General features: G+C 40.6%; 18 protein-coding genes. 10 read left to right on the plus strand and 8 right to left on the minus strand.

What is annotated here, in order from left to right:
- Positions 1–20 precede the first annotated feature (20 nt).
- A complete protein-coding gene (locus C3007_RS06650; protein WP_256594092.1) occupies positions 21–1,295 on the minus strand; it encodes a solute:sodium symporter family transporter in 1,275 nt (424 codons plus the stop codon).
- 29 nt (positions 1,296–1,324) lie between these two features.
- Positions 1,325–1,696 (minus strand): sodium:solute symporter family transporter, encoded by a 372-nt coding sequence (locus tag C3007_RS11795; protein WP_256594093.1) that lies wholly within the window; start codon positions 1,694–1,696, stop codon positions 1,325–1,327.
- 444 nt (positions 1,697–2,140) lie between these two features.
- On the opposite strand from C3007_RS11795, the gene C3007_RS06655 reads away from it, so the two are divergent.
- The 8 genes from C3007_RS06655 (at position 2,141) to C3007_RS11840 (ending at position 12,665) form a co-directional block, all read left to right on the plus strand.
- A complete protein-coding gene (locus C3007_RS06655) occupies positions 2,141–3,076 on the plus strand; it encodes a substrate-binding domain-containing protein (protein WP_103853705.1) in 936 nt (311 codons plus the stop codon).
- 103 nt (positions 3,077–3,179) lie between these two features.
- Positions 3,180–4,112, plus strand: coding sequence for a substrate-binding domain-containing protein (locus C3007_RS06660; RefSeq protein ID WP_103853706.1), 933 nt, complete (start codon positions 3,180–3,182; stop codon positions 4,110–4,112).
- A 32-nt stretch (positions 4,113–4,144) separates the two neighbouring features.
- Positions 4,145–5,653, plus strand: coding sequence for a sugar ABC transporter ATP-binding protein (locus tag C3007_RS06665; protein ID WP_103853707.1), 1,509 nt, complete (start codon positions 4,145–4,147; stop codon positions 5,651–5,653).
- A 68-nt stretch (positions 5,654–5,721) separates the two neighbouring features.
- Complete coding sequence (locus C3007_RS06670) at positions 5,722–6,678, plus strand: ABC transporter permease (protein ID WP_103853708.1); 957 nt, start codon at positions 5,722–5,724, stop codon at positions 6,676–6,678.
- Positions 6,679–6,882: 204 nt separating this feature from the next.
- Positions 6,883–10,776 (plus strand): phosphoribosylformylglycinamidine synthase, encoded by a 3,894-nt coding sequence (gene purL / locus C3007_RS06675; protein WP_103853709.1) that lies wholly within the window; start codon positions 6,883–6,885, stop codon positions 10,774–10,776.
- Between the two features lie 147 nt (positions 10,777–10,923).
- Positions 10,924–11,460 (plus strand): NADPH-dependent FMN reductase, encoded by a 537-nt coding sequence (locus C3007_RS06680; RefSeq protein ID WP_172459845.1) that lies wholly within the window; start codon positions 10,924–10,926, stop codon positions 11,458–11,460.
- 29 nt (positions 11,461–11,489) lie between these two features.
- The gene (locus tag C3007_RS06685; protein WP_103853711.1) at positions 11,490–12,389 is read left to right on the plus strand and encodes a pirin family protein; all 900 of its coding nucleotides are present in this window, start codon (positions 11,490–11,492) and stop codon (positions 12,387–12,389) included.
- A 126-nt stretch (positions 12,390–12,515) separates the two neighbouring features.
- The gene (locus tag C3007_RS11840) at positions 12,516–12,665 is read left to right on the plus strand and encodes an IS1/IS1595 family N-terminal zinc-binding domain-containing protein (RefSeq protein WP_423716524.1); all 150 of its coding nucleotides are present in this window, start codon (positions 12,516–12,518) and stop codon (positions 12,663–12,665) included.
- Between the two features lie 180 nt (positions 12,666–12,845).
- Here the strand turns inward: C3007_RS11840 and ybgE are convergent, their stop codons facing one another.
- Genes ybgE through C3007_RS06705 form a run of 4 tightly spaced genes read right to left on the minus strand, consistent with a single transcriptional unit; the run spans position 12,846 to position 15,976 of the window.
- A complete protein-coding gene (ybgE, locus tag C3007_RS06690) occupies positions 12,846–13,148 on the minus strand; it encodes a cyd operon protein YbgE (RefSeq protein ID WP_103853712.1) in 303 nt (100 codons plus the stop codon).
- A 4-nt stretch (positions 13,149–13,152) separates the two neighbouring features.
- Positions 13,153–13,251 (minus strand): cytochrome bd oxidase small subunit, CydX/CbdX family, encoded by a 99-nt coding sequence (locus C3007_RS06695; protein ID WP_103853713.1) that lies wholly within the window; start codon positions 13,249–13,251, stop codon positions 13,153–13,155.
- A gap of 11 nt (positions 13,252–13,262) precedes the next feature.
- Positions 13,263–14,399 (minus strand): cytochrome d ubiquinol oxidase subunit II, encoded by a 1,137-nt coding sequence (cydB, locus tag C3007_RS06700; RefSeq protein ID WP_103853714.1) that lies wholly within the window; start codon positions 14,397–14,399, stop codon positions 13,263–13,265.
- A gap of 14 nt (positions 14,400–14,413) precedes the next feature.
- Positions 14,414–15,976 carry a cytochrome ubiquinol oxidase subunit I gene (locus C3007_RS06705; protein WP_103853715.1) on the minus strand — a complete coding sequence of 521 codons (1,563 nt, stop codon included), beginning with the start codon at positions 15,974–15,976 and terminating at the stop codon, positions 14,414–14,416.
- Positions 15,977–16,446: 470 nt separating this feature from the next.
- Between C3007_RS06705 and C3007_RS06710 the strand changes: the two genes are divergently transcribed.
- Positions 16,447–16,707 (plus strand): DUF5339 domain-containing protein, encoded by a 261-nt coding sequence (locus C3007_RS06710; protein WP_172459852.1) that lies wholly within the window; start codon positions 16,447–16,449, stop codon positions 16,705–16,707.
- Between the two features lie 59 nt (positions 16,708–16,766).
- Here C3007_RS06710 and hpt read toward each other — a convergent pair whose 3' ends face one another.
- Both hpt and pmbA read right to left on the minus strand, forming a co-directional pair.
- Complete coding sequence (hpt, locus tag C3007_RS06715; RefSeq protein ID WP_103853717.1) at positions 16,767–17,309, minus strand: hypoxanthine phosphoribosyltransferase; 543 nt, start codon at positions 17,307–17,309, stop codon at positions 16,767–16,769.
- Positions 17,310–17,553: 244 nt separating this feature from the next.
- Entirely contained in the window at positions 17,554–18,903 is a 1,350-nt protein-coding gene (gene pmbA / locus C3007_RS06720) for a metalloprotease PmbA (protein WP_103853718.1), read from the minus strand.
- A 118-nt stretch (positions 18,904–19,021) separates the two neighbouring features.
- On the opposite strand from pmbA, the gene yjgA reads away from it, so the two are divergent.
- Positions 19,022–19,555, plus strand: coding sequence for a ribosome biogenesis factor YjgA (yjgA, locus tag C3007_RS06725; RefSeq protein WP_103853719.1), 534 nt, complete (start codon positions 19,022–19,024; stop codon positions 19,553–19,555).
- Positions 19,556–19,594: the final 39 nt, after the last annotated feature.

Genomic DNA, 19,594 nt, shown 5'->3' on the forward strand with positions numbered 1-19,594 from the left:
CGTTTTTTGTGGCTGTTATATTAAGATTTCAACTGTGCTGTTTTTTCTTTAACAAGTGCATAGACAAAATACAAAATTGATGTTGCGCCAAGGCAGTAGTAGCCAATCCAAACATAATCAGGGACATTATGCGCCATAAAAATGTACATAGTGAAAGAAAGGAAGCTAATAATTAATGCGACTGGTTTTGCTAACGCCCAAGGTTTAATATCCACCTGTTTGGTGTATTCTTCTTTATATGGTGTTTCCATTGGCGCAATTTTACCAATAATAAGCATGACCACTACATTAATCGCAAAGAGAATGGCGATTAAGTGGAAGAAGTGAATATCCACTTTAATAACAAATGAACAGAAAATGTAAGCAACCATACCAAAAATTAAGCCAAATTTTGCCGCAATTGGTGGAACGCGTTTGGTTAGCAGCCCCACTACAACTACACTTAAAATCGGAGCGTTAAAAATACCTTGTAGCTGTTGAATTAGGAAGTAAAGCCCTTCTGGCGCATTAGCAACCAGTGGTGCCACAATCATTGCAATGATTGCTAAAACTGTGCCGACAATCTTTCCGACTTTGACTAATTGAAGATCGCTCGCATTAGGATTGAGTTGAGTTTTATATACGTTGCGAGAGAAAAGCGTAACGGAAGAATTTAATGCGCTATTAAATGTTGAAAGCACAGCACCTACGACAACCGCAGCAAAAAAACCGACTAATGCTTCAGGTAAAACAAGGTGTACAAGATCTGGATAGGCTTGATCTGGCACATCAAGTTGTCCTTGGAAAATGTGGAAGGCAACAATTCCCGGAAGGATAATGAGTAAAGGTCCTAACAATTTTAGGAATGCACAGAATAGTACTCCTTTTTGCCCTTCTTTGAGGTTTTTTGCACCTAAAGCACGTTGGATAATAGATTGATTTGTACACCAGAAGAATAGGTTGGATACAATCATTCTGGTAAATAATGTGGAGAATGGGACAACGGAATTTTTATTGCCAATAGAATTAAAATGGTCTGGATTAGCTTGATAGACTTCTTTCAGCCCTTCCCAAGGGTTTCCTGCCCCGACATAGGCAAGCCCTAAAACGGTAACTAAAATACCGCCAACTAATAACCCAACGCCATTAATCGTATCAGATACAGCAACCGCTTTTAAGCCACCAAAAATAGCATAAATTGAACCTAGAATGCCAATGCCCCATACCATTATCCAAATAGCAGTCGTTTTGCTCACGCCAAAGACCATAGAAACTTGGAATAAACTTTCTAATGCTAAAGCACCAGTATAAAGCACGATAGGTAATAAGGAGATGACATAGCAGCCTAAAAAAGTAAGGAGGTGATCAGTAGTGTGCCTTTATCAAAGCGTTTTTCTAAAAATTCAGGGATTGTTGCTATCCCTAGCTTTAGATATTTAGGCAGAAAATAAAGGGCGAACGCGGCAATGGTGATGGCTGCGATCACTTCCCAAGCCATTACGATAAATCCTTGACGATAAGCCAATCCATTCAAGCCAACTAAATGTTCCGTAGAAAGATTGGTCAGCATCATTGAGCCTGCTATGAACACCGCGGTTAATGAGCGCCCTGCGAGATAATACCCTTCCGAGTTACTCAGATCGTCTTTTCTGGTGTACCACCAAGCTAACACAGCAACTAATGCCGTAAAACCTACAAAGGAAATAAAGGCTAACATAACGATTCCTTATATCTTTTTAGATAAGTTGATTACATCAAAGAAACTCCATTGATTGAAATATACATTTCAAATATTGGATGATCAAACGGAAATGTTTCATTTTGTTATGGAGATCAAATTTTTGGTTAGGGACTAGATTTATGCGATGAAAAGCTCATCAAAGGGTAGAAAAATGCTTAAACCTTCATTTTTTATAAGTGCGGTGGAAAAAATGTGAGTTTTTATGTGCTTTTTTCTATTTTTAAATGGCAAAACACGATCTAATTCACAATTTTTTAACTTGATGATTGCGAGCCTTTGACCTTAATGCTATATATAAAAATAGATAATTTGTTTCAAAATTATCTAAAATTGAAATTTATATTCACAAAATAGGCCTTGTGCAATATAGTGGTATTTCGGCTTTGTAATCAATCTAACCTTTAAAATAGGAGTAGAAGAATGAAAAAAACACTATTAGCAATGTTATGTGGCGGATTGTTATTGACCTCTCAAGCGGTGATGAGTAAGCAGCTTGTGATTGGTGCCCCAATGAATTCTTTCGCTGATAAATGGCAAACATATTTACAAGATTCGATTCGTGATTTTGATGCAAAACACGATGATGTGGAAATTAAATTATCCGATGCAAATGGCGATCCCGCTCGTTTGTTAAATGATGTAGAAACATTTATCGATCAAAATGTTGATGCTTTACTTGTTGTCCCTACAGATCCAAATATTGTTAAGGTCATTGGACGTAAAGCACAAAAAGCCAAAATTCCTCTCATTATTGTCAATCGTAAACCTAATGATGAAGATATGAAATACGTTACAAGCTATGTGGGATCTGATGAGATTGAAGGCGGACGTATTCAAGCGGATTTTATTGTGAATACGTTAGATGGCAAATCGGGTAATGCATTAATTTTATTAGGGCCTTTAGGGCAAGATGCTGTTACTAAGCGTACTCAAGGTAACAAAGATATTTTTGCACAACATAAAAATATCAACATCGCGACAGAGCAAGAAGGAAAATGGGAACGCGATAGAGGGTTGAGTATTGCTGAAAACGTATTGGCTGCAAATAAAGAGATTAATGTTGTGGTGAGCAACAATGATGAAATGGCAATTGGGGCGTTGCTTGCGTCACGTAAACTTGGACTAAAAGATGAAGACATTCTTATTGTTGGCTTAGATGCCACGCCAGATGCCTTGGAATATTTAGGCAAAGGGCTTGATGCTACCGTCTATCAATCAGCCAAGGGGCAAGGCTCTGCTGGTGCAGAAGTGGCATATTTAGCGGCAAAAGGAGAAAAAGTGCCTGCCATCAAATGGATTCCATTTGAATTAGTTACCCCAGATAAAAAAGAGGAATATCAAGCCAAATACAAATAACACTCATACTGAAGGGCAAAGTGCTGACTTTGTCCTTTCCTTTAACTGATACGAGATAACTCAAAGTGCGGTTCATTTTTAAGTTATTTTTGGAGTGTAAGTGATGTTGAAAAAACTATTCTTCCTACTTCTTGGCATCTTCTTTATTCCCGCATTATTTGCCAAATCCTTAACCATAGGTGTGTCGATGTATAGCTTGTCGGATAAGTATCCCACTTATTTACAAGATGCAATGCAGAAATTTGAAAAGGCGCATCAGGATGTAAAACTCAAATTTGCAGATGCAAATGGCGATCCGGCAAAAATGTTGAATGATATTGAAAACTTTATTGATGTTAATGTTGATGCCATTGTTGTAATGCTAACCGATCCAAAAATTGTGAAATCAATAGGTTTAAAAGCAAAGAAAGCAAAAATTCCATTAATTGCTGTTACGGTTAAACCGAATGATGAAGATATGCAATACCTCACGAGCTATGTAGGTTCAGAGGAAATTACCAGTGGAAAAATGCAAGGCGAATTCGTTTTACGCACATTAAATGGAAAACCTGCTAATGCCATTATTTTATTAGGTCCTTTAGGACTCGATGCACAAATTAAACGCACAGAGGGAAATAAGTCCGTTTTAGCTTCCCACCCTGAAATCAATATCCTTTCCGAGCAAGAAGCAAAATGGGATAGAGCAAAAGCAATGGAAGTTGCCGAAAATTTATTTGCCGCACACAAAAATATTAATGTAGTGCTAGCAAATAATGATGAAATGGCAATCGGTGCATTACTTGCAGCAAGAAAAGCTGGGATCGCTGATGATGAAATAATTATTATCGGTATTGATGCGACACCAGACGCGCTTGAATATCTTGGTAAAGGCTTAGATGCCACCATATTTCAGTCGGCCGCAGAACAAGGCAGAATGAGTATTGAACTGGCGTATAAAGCGGCAAAAGGAGAAAAAGTTCCTGCCATAAAATGGATTCCATTTGAGTTAGTTACACCTGATAAAAAAGCACAATATCTCAATAAATATAAAGAATAACTCTGATAAATATTGATATGAAGGAGTAGAGTATGAGTACAGCGACAAAATCGCCCTATATTTTAGAAATGCGTAATGTTTCTAAAACATTTCCTGGGGTAAAAGCATTAGATGGGATTAATTTAAAAGTAAAAAGAGGATCTATTCACGCCTTAATGGGCGAAAATGGTGCTGGTAAATCCACATTGATGAAAGTGCTTTACGGCATTTACACCCCCGATGTGGGCAGTGAGTTAATTTTAGATGATAAACCTTTCAAACCCACCCGACCTATTGACGCTATTCGACATGGCTTAACAATGGTGCCGCAAGAAATTTCACCTGCCGCCAATTTAACTATTGCAGATAATTTCTATCTTGGGCGTGAAATTACAAAAGGACGTTTCTTACTTAATCAAAAAGAGATGAATGCGAGAGCGGCAGAAATTCTAAACGATCTTGGTGTGCCAATGGACGTTACCGTCAAAATGTCTGAAGTCTCTGTTGCGAAAGCACAACTTGTCGCCATTGCAACTGCCGTATCAAATGATGCGAAAGTGATTATTATGGACGAACCGACCACGGCATTGACTGAAACTGAGGTAGAACAACTTTATCGTATTATTGATATTGTGAAAAATCGTGGTATCGCCATTATTTTTATTTCACATAAATTAGATGAAGTATTTAAAGTTTCTGATGAAATCACCGTAATTCGTGATGGACAATATGTTGGTACAAAAGCAACGTCAGATATTACTAAAGATCAGCTTATCGCAATGATGGTTGGACGAGATATGTCTGAAATGTTCCAACGTGAGCGTTTCGAGATTTCAGATGAAATTGTTGTTGAAGTTAAAAACTTTAGCCGTGCAGGAAAATATCAAAATATTAATTTCAAAGTTTGCAAAGGAGAAATTTTTGGTATTGCTGGCTTGGTGGGGGCAGGGCGTTCCGAAATAGTAGAAGGGTTATTTGGCTATAAACCAGCGGATAGCGGTGAAATTTACATTCATGGTGAAAAAGCTGAAATTCATAATCCCTTAGATGCAATGAAATACAAAATTGGTTTTGTAACAGAAGATCGTAAATTAACTGGGCTATTTCTTAATTTAAGTATCACTGACAATATGATTATGCCGAAAATGTCTCCTTACTTGGAAAACTTTTTGGTATCAGTAACTCGTGCGCAAAAAACGGCTTATGAACAAAAAGATAAGCTCAAAATTAAGGCGCCAAATGTAGAAGTGATTACGAATAATCTATCAGGAGGAAACCAACAGAAAGTATTACTCGCACGTTGGCTTTTACTTGAACCTGATATTTTAATCCTTGATGAACCAACAAAAGGTATTGATGTAGGGGCGAAAGCAGAGCTCTATAAATTAATGGTGGAGCTTTCAAAGCAAGGAAAAACGATCATTATGATTACATCAGATATGCTAGAGCTACTTTCAATGAGCGATAGAGTTATGGTAATGCACGAAGGGCACCAAGTTGGAATTATCCCACATCAAGAACTAACGCAGGAACGCGTTTTAGAATTAGCGTCAGGCGCATAACAGCATTTATAAACAGGTCAACATTCATTCAAACCAGTAAAATGGTGAAAACAGATGAGGTATATATTATGTCACACGCGACTTTAAAGAAAATCATAAACGCTTATGGAATGGTTTTTATCTTAATTGGACTCTTTTTAGCCCTCTCCCTCTCAATTGACGGTTTTTTCTCTGCTCGCACGGTCTGGAGTATTATTGAACAGGTTTCAATGTTTGGAATTATTGCTATTGGCGTAACGTTTGCAATTATCACCACAGGGATCGATTTATCCTCCGGCTCTGTTGTTGCACTCACCGCAGTAGTTTCCGCCTCCGTGGTTACTGGCGGGGATTCCGTAAGTGCGGCAATTCTCGCTTTTGCGATTTCATTAGCATTGGGCGCACTGCTCGGCGCAATTAATGGAACATTAACCGCAGTAGGCGCAATCCCGCCTTTTATCGCCACCTTAGGTATGATGATTATTGCGCGCGGTGCCGCACAATTATATTCAGATGGACGCCCAATTGACGCCTCCTCCGAAGCCTTTACTTGGATTGCCGATGTAAATGTTTTCGGCTTACCTGGATTGGTGATTTTATATATTTTGATTGTGATTGGATCACACATTTTACTTAGCCGCTCCACCTTTGGACGCCATGTTTATGCAGTAGGCGGAAATCTTAACGCGGCAAAAATTTGTGGTATCAATACCACTAAAACCTTAATTTGGGTATATACCTTAGCGGGCGCATTATCTGGTTTAGCGGGTGCATTGCTCGCAGCTCGCACCTATGCAGGTAACCCTTCTTACGGATTAGCTTGGGAACTTGATGCAATTGCTGCAGCGGTAATCGGTGGCGTGTCATTAAGCGGTGGTTTTGGTAGCATTCCAATGTGTGTAATTGGCGCATTGATTATAGGCACAACCAACAAAGGTTTAAATATGTTAGGTGTCGATCCTTACTGGCAACAAATTGTAAAAGGTCTAATCATTGTCTTTGCCGTATTACTTGATACTTTAAAACGTCGTAAAAAAGCAAGCTAAATCCCTCGCTTGGCTTAGCTAACAACCGCCCTTTGTCTTAAACCAAAAGTGCGGTTGTTTTTTCATTATTTTTTATTTATAAAAAAGATACTACTTTTTAACCGCTCTTTTCTTTATCGTTAGTTTTACGCAAACGTTTTCGTTTTGCGCGAAATTCTTTTATAATAGGCGAGTTTTTTATTCATCTAACCAATGGTAAAGTCTATGTTGCAGATTTTTCGTGGCTCACCAGCCCTTTCCCCATTCCGTTTAAATCAACTCGCTCAACGCTTTCAACAAGCACAACTTCCAGTGAAATCTTGTTATGCAGAATATTTGCATTTTGCAGAACTCAGCGAAGCACTGAATGCTCTTGAAGAGCAAGAATTAACCCAGTTATTGCATTATGGCCCAACCTTGGCACAACACGAACCGCAAGGGGAATGTTTTATTGTGATCCCACGCGTTGGCACTATTTCTTCTTGGTCATCAAAAGCCACTGATATTGCACACAATTGCGGTTTAAATAAAGTGGAGCGTTTAGAGCGTGGGTTGGCGTTTTATTTTGAGTTAGAACGTGCATTAAATGAGCAAGAACAGGCTCAACTCATTAGCCATATTTATGACCGAATGATGGAAACAGTGATCCGCACGCCACAAGAAGCGGAAGTGCTATTCCAACAACAGCCGCCAAAAGCCTTTACTCGAGTGGATATTTTAAACGGCGGTCGCCAAGCCCTAGAAAAAGCCAATGTGGAATTGGGTTTAGCATTGGCAGAAGATGAAATTGATTATTTGCTGGAAAATTTCACCGCACTTGGACGCAATCCAACAGATGTGGAACTTTATATGTTCGCACAAGCCAATTCAGAGCATTGTCGCCACAAAATTTTTAATGCAGATTGGATCATTGACGGCGAAAAACAAGAAAAATCCCTGTTCAAAATGATCAAAAATACCTTTGAGAAAACCCCGGATTATGTGCTTTCTGCTTATAAAGATAACGCGGCGGTAATGGAAGGTTCAAAGGTTGGACGCTTTTTCCCTGATCAAGATGGACAATATCGCTACCATAACGAAGATGCCCATATTCTAATGAAAGTGGAAACTCACAACCACCCAACGGCAATTTCCCCTTTCCCGGGCGCGGCAACAGGATCGGGCGGCGAAATCCGTGATGAGGGGGCAACAGGGCGTGGCGCAAAACCAAAAGCCGGCTTGGTTGGCTTTTCCGTTTCTAATTTGCTGATTCCTGATTTTGAGCAACCTTGGGAAAATCCATTATCTAAGCCGAACCGTATTGCTTCTGCCCTAGACATTATGTTGGAAGGGCCTTTAGGTGGTGCGGCATTTAACAATGAATTTGGTCGTCCAGCTTTGCTTGGTTATTTCCGTACTTATGAAGAAAAAGTAAACAGCTTTAACGGCGAAGAAGTGCGCGGATATCACAAGCCAATTATGCTCGCAGGCGGTATCGGAAATATCCGAGCAGAACATGTGCAAAAAGGTGAAATCCCTGTGGGCGCGAAGTTGATTGTGCTTGGTGGCCCTGCGATGAATATTGGCTTAGGCGGCGGCGCGGCTTCTTCAATGGCATCAGGCAAATCGAAAGAAGATTTGGATTTTGCGTCCGTACAGCGTGATAACCCTGAAATGGAACGCCGTTGCCAAGAAGTGATCGACCGCTGTTGGCAAATGGGCGATGACAACCCGATTTTATTTATCCACGATGTAGGTGCAGGTGGTTTGTCTAACGCAATGCCTGAGTTAGTTCACGATGGCGGACGTGGCGGACGCTTTGAATTGCGTGAAATTTTATGCGATGAGAAAGGAATGTCGCCGTTAGAAATCTGGTGTAACGAATCACAAGAACGCTATGTGCTGGCTGTTGCGCCAGATAAATTAGCCTTATTTGAGCAACTTTGTCAGCGTGAACGTGCACCATTTGCCGTGATTGGTGAAGCCACAGAACAAGAACATCTCACCTTGCACGATGATCATTTCCATAATGATCCGATTGATTTACCAATGAACGTGTTGCTCGGTAAAACGCCAAAAATGACGCGCGATGTGGCGTCTAAACAAGTGCATAACCCACCGCTTGATCAATCAACTATTGAATTAAAAGAAGCGCTACACCGTGTATTACGCTTACCTGTAGTGGCTGAAAAAACTTTCCTAATTACCATTGGCGATCGCTCCGTAACGGGTATGGTGGCGCGCGATCAAATGGTTGGTCCGTGGCAAGTGCCAGTGGCTGACTGTGCGGTAACCACCACCGCTTTAGATAGTTACCACGGTGAAGCGATGGCAATGGGCGAACGCGCCCCAGTGGCATTGTTAGATTTCGCTGCTTCTGCCCGTTTAGCCGTGGCAGAAAGCCTAACTAATATTGCCGCAACAGATATTGGGGATATTAAACGCATTAAACTTTCTGCTAACTGGATGTCTGCCGCAGGGCATACGGGCGAAGATGCAGGGCTTTATGAAGCCGTGAAAGCCGTGGGGGAAGAACTTTGCCCGCAATTAGGCTTGACCATTCCAGTAGGAAAAGACTCAATGTCTATGAAAACCACTTGGCAGGAAAACGGTGAGCAAAAATCCGTTACCGCACCGCTTTCCTTAGTTATCAGTGCCTTTGCACGGGTGGAAGATGTTCGTAAAACCGTAACCCCACAGCTTCGCACCGATAAAGGCAACAGCCGTTTATTATTGATCGATCTAGGCGAAGGAAAAAATCGCTTGGGGGCGACCGCACTTGCTCAGGTGTATAAACAGCTCGGCGACAAGCCCGCTGATGTGGTGAACGTGGCACACCTCAAAGGCTTCTTTGACGCAATGCAACAATTAGTTAATGAACAAAAATTGCTCGCCTACCACGACCGCTCCGATGGTGGCTTAATCATCACCCTTGCAGAAATGGCCTTTGCAGGGCATTGTGGTGTTTCTGTGGATATTAGTGCGTTGGGCGATAATGATCTGGCTGTGCTGTTTAATGAAGAATTAGGTGCAGTGATTCAAGTGAAAGACAGTGATCTGGCCGCTGTTCGTCAGGCTTTCGAGCAAAATGACGTACTACATTTACTGAAAGAACTTGGCACGGTAACCACAGACAATCAAATTGAAATTACGCGCGGCACGAAAGTGTTATTGAAAGAAACGCGTTCTGAATTGCGTGGTATTTGGGCGGAATTGACCCACAAAATGCAGGCATTGCGTGATAATCCAGAATGTGCCGATCAAGAATTTGCCGCGAAGAAAAATCCGAATGATAAAGGCTTCTCCGTGTCTTTAACTTATGATGTCGATGAAGACATTGCCGCCCCTTATATTGCTAAAGGTGTGCGTCCACGCATTGCTATTTTACGCGAGCAGGGGGTGAACAGCCATTATGAAATGGCAGCCGCCTTTGACCGCGCAGGTTTTGATGCTATTGATGTGCATATGAGCGATTTACAACAGCAACGCCATCACTTAAAAGACTTCCAAGCCCTTGTTGCTTGTGGCGGTTTCTCTTATGGTGATGTGTTAGGTGCTGGCGGTGGCTGGGCAAAATCTATCCTATTTAACACCGCACTTCGAGATCAATTTGCTACTTTCTTTGAGCGTGAAAATACCCTTGCCTTAGGGGTATGTAATGGTTGCCAAATGTTGGCGAATTTGGCTGAAATTATCCCGGGAACAGAAGCGTGGCCACGTTTTGTGCGTAACCAATCAGAGCGTTTTGAAGCGCGTGCTGCAATGGTTCGCATCAATGATACAGCATCTTTATGGTTTAACGGAATGGCAGGCTCTCATATGCCAATCGCGGTTTCGCACGGTGAAGGACGTGTTGAGTTCAAAAATGATCAACAACTTGCGATGTTGCGCGAGCAAAATTTGATTATCGCGCAATATATTGATAATGATCTTAAGCCAACCACCCAATACCCAGCCAACCCAAATGGCTCAGTGGACGGCATTACCGCACTCACTAACCGCAACGGACGTGTTGCCATTATGATGCCACACCCAGAGCGTGTTTACCGTGCAGTTTCTAACTCGTGGTATCCAGAAGACTGGACAGAAGACGGCGCGTGGATGCGATTATTCAGAAATGCGAGAGTAGCGTTGAAATAATCACGCTTAGAAAAGAGAAAGTGCGGTGATTTTTCACCGCATTTTTTCTGATCGAGAAAAAGATCATTTCTAAAATGCCGATTGTGTGGGATCTTGTGGGGATTTATAATTGGCGAAAATTTCCCCTAACGTTTTGAGGTATAAATAATGAACATTGCACTGATTATCGGTAGTTTAAGTCAAAAATCCATTAACCGTAGCGTAGCCAACTATATCGTTTCACAGTTTCCTGCAGACGTAAACGTAACCGAAGTACGCATTGATGATTTGCCTCTTTATACCCAAGATCGTGATCAGGTGGACGTACCAGAGTATGATCGCGTGCGTGAGCAAATTAAAAACGCTGATGCAGTGCTAATTGTTAGCCCTGAGCATAACCGTGCAATGCCTGCCGCGACTAAGAATATCATTGATATTGCTTCTCGTCCTTATGGCCAAAATTTATGGCAGGGCAAGAAAGTGGCGATTGTTACTGCTTCACCAGGGGCTTATGGTGGAATTAATTCTGGTTTGCAAATTCGCCAAAGTTTGCAAAGCATTGGTGCGAACGTACTGACAACCGCAGAAGTCTTTTTAAGCAAAGCCAATCAGGCATTGAATGAACAAGGTGAAGTGGCAGATGAACGCACTGCGGGTTTCTTAAGTAAGTTTGCGCAAACTTTTATTCAATGGGCGAAAGCATAAGGCAACGAATTAGAGCATAAGGACTGAAAATGAGCGTAGATAAATTAAATGCAATTACTAAAGATGTAGGCGGAATTCCTGTCGCGCGTCTGCTACCACAAGCGGGTAAACGCACCATTGGCGCGTGGTGTTTTCTTGATCACGCAGGGCCATCAGAGTTTGCTGATGATAATGCAGGCTTACAAGTAGGCGCACACCCACATACTAATTTACAAACCTTCACTTGGATGCTAGAGGGTGAAGTTTGGCACCAAGACAGCCTTGGCTATCGTCAATTAATTAAGCCAAAACAAGTGAACTTAATGACCGCAGGAACAGGCAATCAGCGTGGTATTAGCCATACGGAACAAACCCCTGAAGGCGTGCATCAGCTTCACGCCGTACAACTTTGGATTGCGCTGCCAATGGATCAAGACATTGAGCCAAATTTTCAACATTATCCTGAATTGCCTGAATGGCAAGAAAATGGCGTAAATTACATTTTAACCACAGGTAGCTATCAAGGCAGAACTGCGCCAACCCAGCAATATAGCCCGTTAGTTGGTGTTGATATTCAATTTCAGCAAGGCCAAACCATTACCATAGAACAACAGCCAAACTTTGAATATGGCGTACTTGTACTGAAAGGCGAAGTGGAAATTGAAGAACAAGTTTACCAACAAGATCAACTGGTTAGCCTAACGGATTGCCAATCTCACGAATTCAAAATCAAGGGCGAAGCTGGCAGCCATATTATGCTGTTAGGCGGAGAGCCATTACCACATAAAACCTTAGTGTGGTGGAATTTCGTGGCAGACAGTCAAGATGCTTTACGCCAAGCGATAGCAGATTGGAATAACGGGCATTCCCGCTTTGGACATATTGATTTAGAAGGTACGCGATTACGCCGCTTAGTCGCCCCTGAAATTCCTACCCGATTAGCAGAATAATGAATTTTTCGTTAAGCCCTTTGCAAAAGGGCTTTGTTTTGGTTGGAACATTTGTGAAAAGTCATCAACGCAAGTGTTGGTAAACAGTAGTTTATAGCCGTAGTATAAGGTTTTAGAGCACATTTTTTGAAATGTAGCTCTAAAAAATGCACTTTTGGATTAAGTTCAAGCATTCAAAAACACGGAGAGAAAAATGGCATTCAGCACTATAAATGCAGGCACTGCCATAAGATCATTTCTATCCGAAGATTAAATCCAGTTCAAATATACAGTTAAACAGAACTATTAACAACTTGCTGATGCTCATCAATGCTCTGGATCATTCAAATACACATTGATAAAGCACCAAAATCAACATTAAAATCCGTCTCAAATCAGTGCTTAAATTTGATATGATTTTTTTCGCTTGAGATTTTGGTGTGATGATATTCTTGGATTTAGAGCACTTTGATGTGATCAATACACGAACGCTGGCAAAAGGAAATGTTGCACTAAGGCAATGATGCCAACGATATAACCAACATAAGGGAAAAATAACCCTTTCCAAATGGCTGCGCGAATTTCAAACCCAATGCCGTGAATCCATAAAATCACTGTTGCCCACAAAATAAAAATGACCCAAACAGGTGGAGCTGTTCTTAATTGTGTGGCAAATTCATTAATATTAAAGAAAAAGCAAAGGGTTAATGCGATAGCTAAGATCAACGAAAGGGCTCGCCAAGAGCCCTTATTTACTAAATGATATGCTTTATCAATCATTGACTTACTCGTCAAATTTACCTGTTTTTTCAATGCCAATGGTAATCACTGCACTTAGCATTATGGCAAACAAGACACCCACTACCCATAAAACATAAAACATAATTTCGCTCCTTAGTATAATGAGTTTTTGTTGTCTTCGATGAAATCACTGTCCAAACGACCAAACATTTTGATGTATGACCAGATGGTGTAAGACAATAAGATCACCACAAACACTAATGCAAAACCAAGCATTAAGGTTAAGGTTAATTGGCTTGATGTTGAATCCCACATTAATAGGCTCATATCAGGGTGAGAGCTTGATGGCATTACAAATGGGAACATTGCTACGCCACAAGTTAAGATCACACCAGCCATTGTTAATGATGAGAACAAGAAGGCAAAACCACAGCGGTTTGCTTTCGATGCCAATACATTTAATAACGCACCACCTACCGCTAAAGCAGGGAAGATGAACAATACAGGGGCATCAAAGTAGTTTTTGAACCACGCGCCCGCTTCAACTGCCACTTGTTTTGTTAATGGTGATGAAGGTGCATTGTGATCCACTACGCTAGTTACCACATAGCCATCTTTGAAATATAAGCACACGCCTGCTAATACGAAGGTGATTAAGGTTGCCATTGCGCCAACTTGGGTAATCACTCTTGCACGCTCACGCAATTCAGAAGTGGTTTTTAATTGTAACCACGCACCGCCTTGCGTAATGAGCATTGATAAGCTAATTAAGCCACAAAGTAAGGCAAATGGGTTTAATAATTCAAAGAATGATCCTGTGTAGAAAATTTGGTGCATATCATTGAAATAGAATGGAACACCTTGTAATAGGTTACCAAAGGCCACACCAAATACTACTGATGGCACAAATCCACCAATGAATAAGCCCCAATCCCATAGTTTGCGCCATAATGGATTGTCGATTTTAGCGCGATATTCTAAGCCCACTGGACGGAAGAATAACGCCGCTAACACTAAGATCATTGCAATAAAGAAACCTGAGAATGAGGTTGCATAAACCAATGGCCAAGCTGCAAACATTGCACCGCCAGCAGTTAATAACCACACTTGGTTTCCGTCCCAGTGGGGAGCGATTGAGTTGATCATAATGCGTTTTTCCACTTCTTTTTTACCTGCAAATGGTAATAGTGTTAAAACGCCCATATCAAATCCATCGGTTACTACGAAGCCAATCAGTAATACACCAACGAGAACCCACCAAACAAAACGTAAAAATTCGTAATCAATCATAGTTAGGCTCCTAATTATTTAGATGACTGCTCAAAGTAGTAACGACCTGTTTTTAATGCACTCGGGCCAAGACGAGCATATTTAAACATTAAGTACATTTCCACTACTAAGAAAATAGTATAAAGGGCACAAATCAGACCGATTGAGAACCATAATTCGCCAGTGGTTAAGTTCGATGCTGCCACACCAACTGGTAACATATCGTAAATAGCCCAAGGCTGACGACCATATTCCGCTAAGAACCAACCACTTTCAATGGCAAGCCACGGAAGCGGAAGTCCCCACAATAATGCGTGTAACAAGAAGCGGCTTTTACCCACTGTTTTACGCACATTTTGTACCACGGCGGCAATCATTAAGATAAGAATTAAGCCACCTGCTGCCATCATTACACGGAACGCCCAAAATGTTGGCCCAACATTAGGTACAGTATCTAAGGTTGCTTGCTTAATTTGTGATTCTGTTGCATCAACCACTTTGTCTGTATAGCGTTTTAATAATAAGCCATAACCAAGATCACCACGCACTGCATCAAATTGTGCTTTGGTTTCTTCATTGATTTGACCTGCTTTTTTCTCTGCTCTTAATTGTTCAAGCAAACCATAAGCCACCATACCTTGACGAACACGTTGTTCATTCACCACTAAAATATCGTTGATCCCTGCAAAGGTTTTATCCAATGAACGGGTTACGATAATCCCTGCGGCGTAAGGAATTTGTAAGGCAAAATCATTATGTCTTTCCGCTTGATTTGGCACAACAATCATATTCCAGTTAGCTGGCGCTGGTTCAGTATGCCATTCCCCTTCCATTGCCGCTAATTTCATTGGTTGTTTTTGGCCGATTTCATAACCAGACTCATCACCCATAATTAGCACAGACACAACGGCAATAATACCGAATACAGAAGCGACAGAGAAAGAACGTTTAGCAAAACCAATATCACGTCCTTTTAAGATGTAATAAGCACTAATTGCTAAAACAAAGAATGCCCCTGAAACATAACCTGCAGATAATGTGTGTAGGAATTTACTTTGTGCAACTGGATTTAACCAAAGATCCATAAAGCTGGTCATTTCCATTCGCATTGTTTCAAAATTGAAATCTGAGCCTACTGGCGCTTGCATCCAGCCGTTTGCCACCAAAATCCACATTGCAGAAAGGTTTGAACCGAAAGCTACGCAGTATGTTGAGAGTAAGTGCTTACCTTTTGATAAACGATCCCAACCGAAGAAGAATAACCCAACAAAGGTAGATTCTAAGAAGAAGGCTAATAATGCCTCAATTGCCAGTGGTGCACCAAAAATATCGCCCACATAATGTGAATAATATGACCAGTTAGTCCCGAACTGGAATTCCATTGTAATACCAGTTGTTACCCCTAAGGCAAAGTTAATACCAAATAACTTACCCCAGAATTTTGTCATATCTTTATAAACTTCTTTGCCTGTTGCCACATAAAGGGTTTCCATAATCACAAGAATGAAAGATAAACCCAATGTTAATGGCACAAACAAGAAGTGATATAACGCAGTTAATGCAAACTGCAATCTAGAGAGTTCAACAACGTCTAACATCTCAACTCCTTGTAAATATTACAAGTTCTAAACCAATGATTACTGTGTAATCACCCCAAAATCTTAAAGGTACACCCTTAAGCCAAGTTAATTGAATTATCTTCACAAGAATTATACAGATAACCCAAGATCGGTATGTATTCTACTACTAAAAGTGTGGATAAAAAATAGTAAAAAATGTAACACCGATCACATTTTTTAGATTTAAATCAAAAATAAACCCATAGAAAGTATGCGCTTTTTTGACAAGCTTCAAATTATAGTTTCTCTTAACATTTTTACAACAAGAATTGTGCGTTACCTCGCAAAATAGAATAAAAAATGATGAATAACTAGACTTTCCCCTCAGATTTTGCTAACTTTCGCAAAGCTCATTTTTTATTATATTTTTACAGATTGAAAATAAGGGAGTTTTAATGAAAATAATGAAGGGAATTATGTTCGTGGCAACGCTTGCTGCAACTGCATTTATGAGCGTTTCAATTTCAGCAGCACCACAACAAACAGAGAAAAATGCAATCCCTCAGCAATGCGCCAAACTCTTTAAAGAAACCGAAAACCTCATTGCCGAAGCGGAAAAACAACCAGGAACACACACCCAGTTAAACAAAATTAAGAGTAAGCTAAACCAAAGCAAAAAACAGATTCTTGAAATGGAACTTGCAACACAAATGAAAAGTTGTGATGCAGCGTTAGCAAAACTGGCTTCTAAACAACAAAATACACTGTAATGATTAAAAAGGCTTGTTAAAAAACAAGCCTTTTTTTATCTCCACTGTCTCTACAAAAATTAATCTTCTTGTAAAACCACTTTCCCAATGTAACCAAAATTACGATAACGCTGCGCGTAATCAATACCGTAGCCCACCACAAATTCATCAGGAATAGTGAAACCTACCCAATCCACTGGCACTTCCACTTCACGGCGCGAAGGTTTATCCAATAAAGTACAAATACGCAATGAAGCGGGATCACGCAGTTTTAGCATTTCACGCACTTTTTGCAAGGTGTAACCGGTGTCAATAATATCTTCCACAATGAGAACCTGTTCATTACGAATATCGCCATCAAGATCCTTGCTAATTTTCACATCGTGATTTGTCGTCATTCCGCTGCCATAGCTTGTGGTAGTCATAAATTCCACCTCCACTGGTAAATCAATCTCACGCACAAGATCTGCCATAAACATAAATGAACCACGCAACAAGCCAACCACAATCAGCTTTTCTACCTTTTGCTGATGATAATATTGCGTAATCTCACGGCCCAATTCGCTAATTCTTGCACGCACATCTTGTTCCGAAATCATTACATCTACATAGTGTTTTTTCATTATTAATTTACCTTTAAGCCCGCCAATGGCGAAATGATTGAGTTAAAAACGGTGAAATTGTAGCAAAAAAAAGGCCGAGATATAAGTCTCAGCCTTTTAAATACCCTAACGAATTTACTTTCTACTCTACTTGTTTGGAGCATCTTAAAAATGAATCATCATTTTCAACAACAATACTTAACAAACGCCTTCATTCTAGCAAACTAAAAAGCATTGTCAATAAGAATAATTCTCATTTATAAAATTAATTTCCTGATACCTTCATTTTTTCTAACAAGATTGAACCAGTTTGAATGTTAGAACGGTGTTCAACATCGTCCGCCACGGCGACAATTTGCTTAAACATTTCGGGAAGTGTCCCTGCAATGGTAATTTCAGCCACTGGATATTGGATTTGCCCATTTTCCACCCAAAATCCTGCTGCACCACGGGAATAATCACCGGTAACGAGATTGACCCCTTGCCCCATAAGATCCGTAACTAGCAAGCCCGTTCCCATTTTTTCTAAAAGTGCGGTCAATCCCCCTTGCAAATTTGGTTTCACTAACCAATTATGAATACCACCCGCGTGGCCCGTGCTTTGCATACCGAGTTTTCGCCCACTATAACTGGTTAATAAGTAAGTTTGCAAAATGCCTTGCTCAATAATTTCCATATCTCGCGTTCGCACGCCTTCACTATCAAAAGGTGAAGAAGCCAATTTCCCAATTAAATGTGGGCGTTCACTAATGTGAAACCAATCTGGCAAAATTTGCTTACCTAACGCATCTAATAAAAAGCTCGCTTTGCGATATAAACTGCCTCCACTAATCGCCGCGGTTAAATGACTAATCAACCCTGTTGCTACATCATTTAAAAACACCACTGGCACTTCTTGGGTTGCAATTTTTTGCGGATTTAAACGTGATAAGGCTTTTTTCGCCGCATTTTCCCCCACCCAAGCTGGATTTTCTAACTTATCCGGATAACGCGAAATGGTATATTCATAATCACGCTCAAGCTGATCATTTTCCCCCGCAATCATCGAACAAGAAAGGGAATAACGGCTAGACAAATAGCTCTGCAACATTCCATAACTGTTGCCATAAACTCGCACACCAGTATGAGAATTAAAGGCTGCCCCTTCACTATTCACAATACGTTCATCATAATCCAACGCCGCTTTTTCTGCATTCAATGCTAACGTTGCCGCCTGATCCACATCAATTTCAGTGGGGTGATAAAGGGATAAATCTGGCGCATCAAACGCCATTAAATCGCGATCAGTCAAGCCTGCGCAATCATCAGGCGACGTATATTTCGCAATGGCAAGAGCGGCTTCCACCGCATTTTTGATCGCCACAGGGCTTAAATCAGAAGTGGACGCATTGCCTTTTTGTTGGCCTAAATAAACCGAAATACCTAATGCTCCATCATTATTAAATTCCACATTTTCAATTTCTTGCAAACGAGTGGAAACAGAAAGTCCATTCACTTTGGTCACGGCAACTTCCGCGCTTGCGCCCGCTTTTGTTGCAATATCAATGGCATAACTTACAGCCTCACGCAATTCTTGTTCTTGCTGTTTTAAAAGTGCGGTAGGATTTTGTTGCATTTTTTAACCTCTTATCAAAATTTGCCGTATTCTATCCCATTTTCCCTTATCTCGCTAATTTAGCCGAAATTATGCTACACTAACGCCTATTTAGCGCATTTAGATTTAGGAAAACCTTATGGCAAAACGTAGAAAAGAGCAATTTGATTGGGAAGATGAAGAACAAGAAGAAATTATTTGGGTAAGCAAAAGTGAAATAAAACGTGATGCGGAAGTCTTAAAACAGCTGGGTGAAAAATTGGTAAATCTAACCAAAACCAACTTAGAAAAAATTCCATTGGAAGAAAATATTCTTGATGCCATCGCGCTCGCTCAACGCTTACAAAAAGAAGCAAAACGCCGCCAGCTACAATATATTGGCAAACTACTGCGCCAAGTAGATGCTGAGCCAATTCAAGAAGCCTTGGATAAAATCGAGAATAAACACAATCACCAACAAGCGCTGTTACATAAATTAGAATTACTGCGTGATGAACTCATTGCCAAAGGGGACGAAGCATTAAGCAATGTGTTAAATGACTACCCTAACGCCGATCGCCAGCATCTGCGCAACCTAATCCGCGCAGCGCAAAAAGAAAAATCACAAAACAAACCACCAAAAGCCTATCGTGAAATCTTTCAATATTTAAAAGAATTAGCGATTGAAGAATAATTTGTAATCCCCACATATCTCAATAAAAATGGCACGCTT

It is taken from the genome of Avibacterium gallinarum (assembly GCF_002921135.1).
Lineage (GTDB): Bacteria > Pseudomonadota > Gammaproteobacteria > Enterobacterales > Pasteurellaceae > Avibacterium > Avibacterium gallinarum.

Excerpts from the sequence above, each read along its gene's own strand:
- C3007_RS06710 (WP_172459852.1), top strand. The coding sequence starts at position 16,447 with ATGAGCGTTTCAATTTCAGCAGCACCACAACAAACAGAGAAAAATGCA.
- C3007_RS06685 (WP_103853711.1), top strand. The coding sequence starts at position 11,490 with ATGAGCGTAGATAAATTAAATGCAATTACTAAAGATGTAGGCGGAATT.
- ybgE (WP_103853712.1), bottom strand. The coding sequence starts at position 13,148 with ATGATTGATAAAGCATATCATTTAGTAAATAAGGGCTCTTGGCGAGCC.
- yjgA (WP_103853719.1), top strand. The coding sequence starts at position 19,022 with ATGGCAAAACGTAGAAAAGAGCAATTTGATTGGGAAGATGAAGAACAA.
- C3007_RS06665 (WP_103853707.1), top strand. The coding sequence starts at position 4,145 with ATGAGTACAGCGACAAAATCGCCCTATATTTTAGAAATGCGTAATGTT.
- cydB (WP_103853714.1), bottom strand. The coding sequence starts at position 14,399 with ATGATTGATTACGAATTTTTACGTTTTGTTTGGTGGGTTCTCGTTGGT.
- C3007_RS06655 (WP_103853705.1), top strand. The coding sequence starts at position 2,141 with ATGAAAAAAACACTATTAGCAATGTTATGTGGCGGATTGTTATTGACC.
- C3007_RS06680 (WP_172459845.1), top strand. The coding sequence starts at position 10,924 with ATGAACATTGCACTGATTATCGGTAGTTTAAGTCAAAAATCCATTAAC.
- C3007_RS06695 (WP_103853713.1), bottom strand. The coding sequence starts at position 13,251 with ATGTTTTATGTTTTATGGGTAGTGGGTGTCTTGTTTGCCATAATGCTA.
- hpt (WP_103853717.1), bottom strand. The coding sequence starts at position 17,309 with ATGAAAAAACACTATGTAGATGTAATGATTTCGGAACAAGATGTGCGT.
- purL (WP_103853709.1), top strand. The coding sequence starts at position 6,883 with ATGTTGCAGATTTTTCGTGGCTCACCAGCCCTTTCCCCATTCCGTTTA.
- C3007_RS06670 (WP_103853708.1), top strand. The coding sequence starts at position 5,722 with ATGTCACACGCGACTTTAAAGAAAATCATAAACGCTTATGGAATGGTT.
- C3007_RS11795 (WP_256594093.1), bottom strand. The coding sequence starts at position 1,696 with ATGTTAGCCTTTATTTCCTTTGTAGGTTTTACGGCATTAGTTGCTGTG.
- C3007_RS06705 (WP_103853715.1), bottom strand. The coding sequence starts at position 15,976 with ATGTTAGACGTTGTTGAACTCTCTAGATTGCAGTTTGCATTAACTGCG.
- C3007_RS06660 (WP_103853706.1), top strand. The coding sequence starts at position 3,180 with ATGTTGAAAAAACTATTCTTCCTACTTCTTGGCATCTTCTTTATTCCC.
- pmbA (WP_103853718.1), bottom strand. The coding sequence starts at position 18,903 with ATGCAACAAAATCCTACCGCACTTTTAAAACAGCAAGAACAAGAATTG.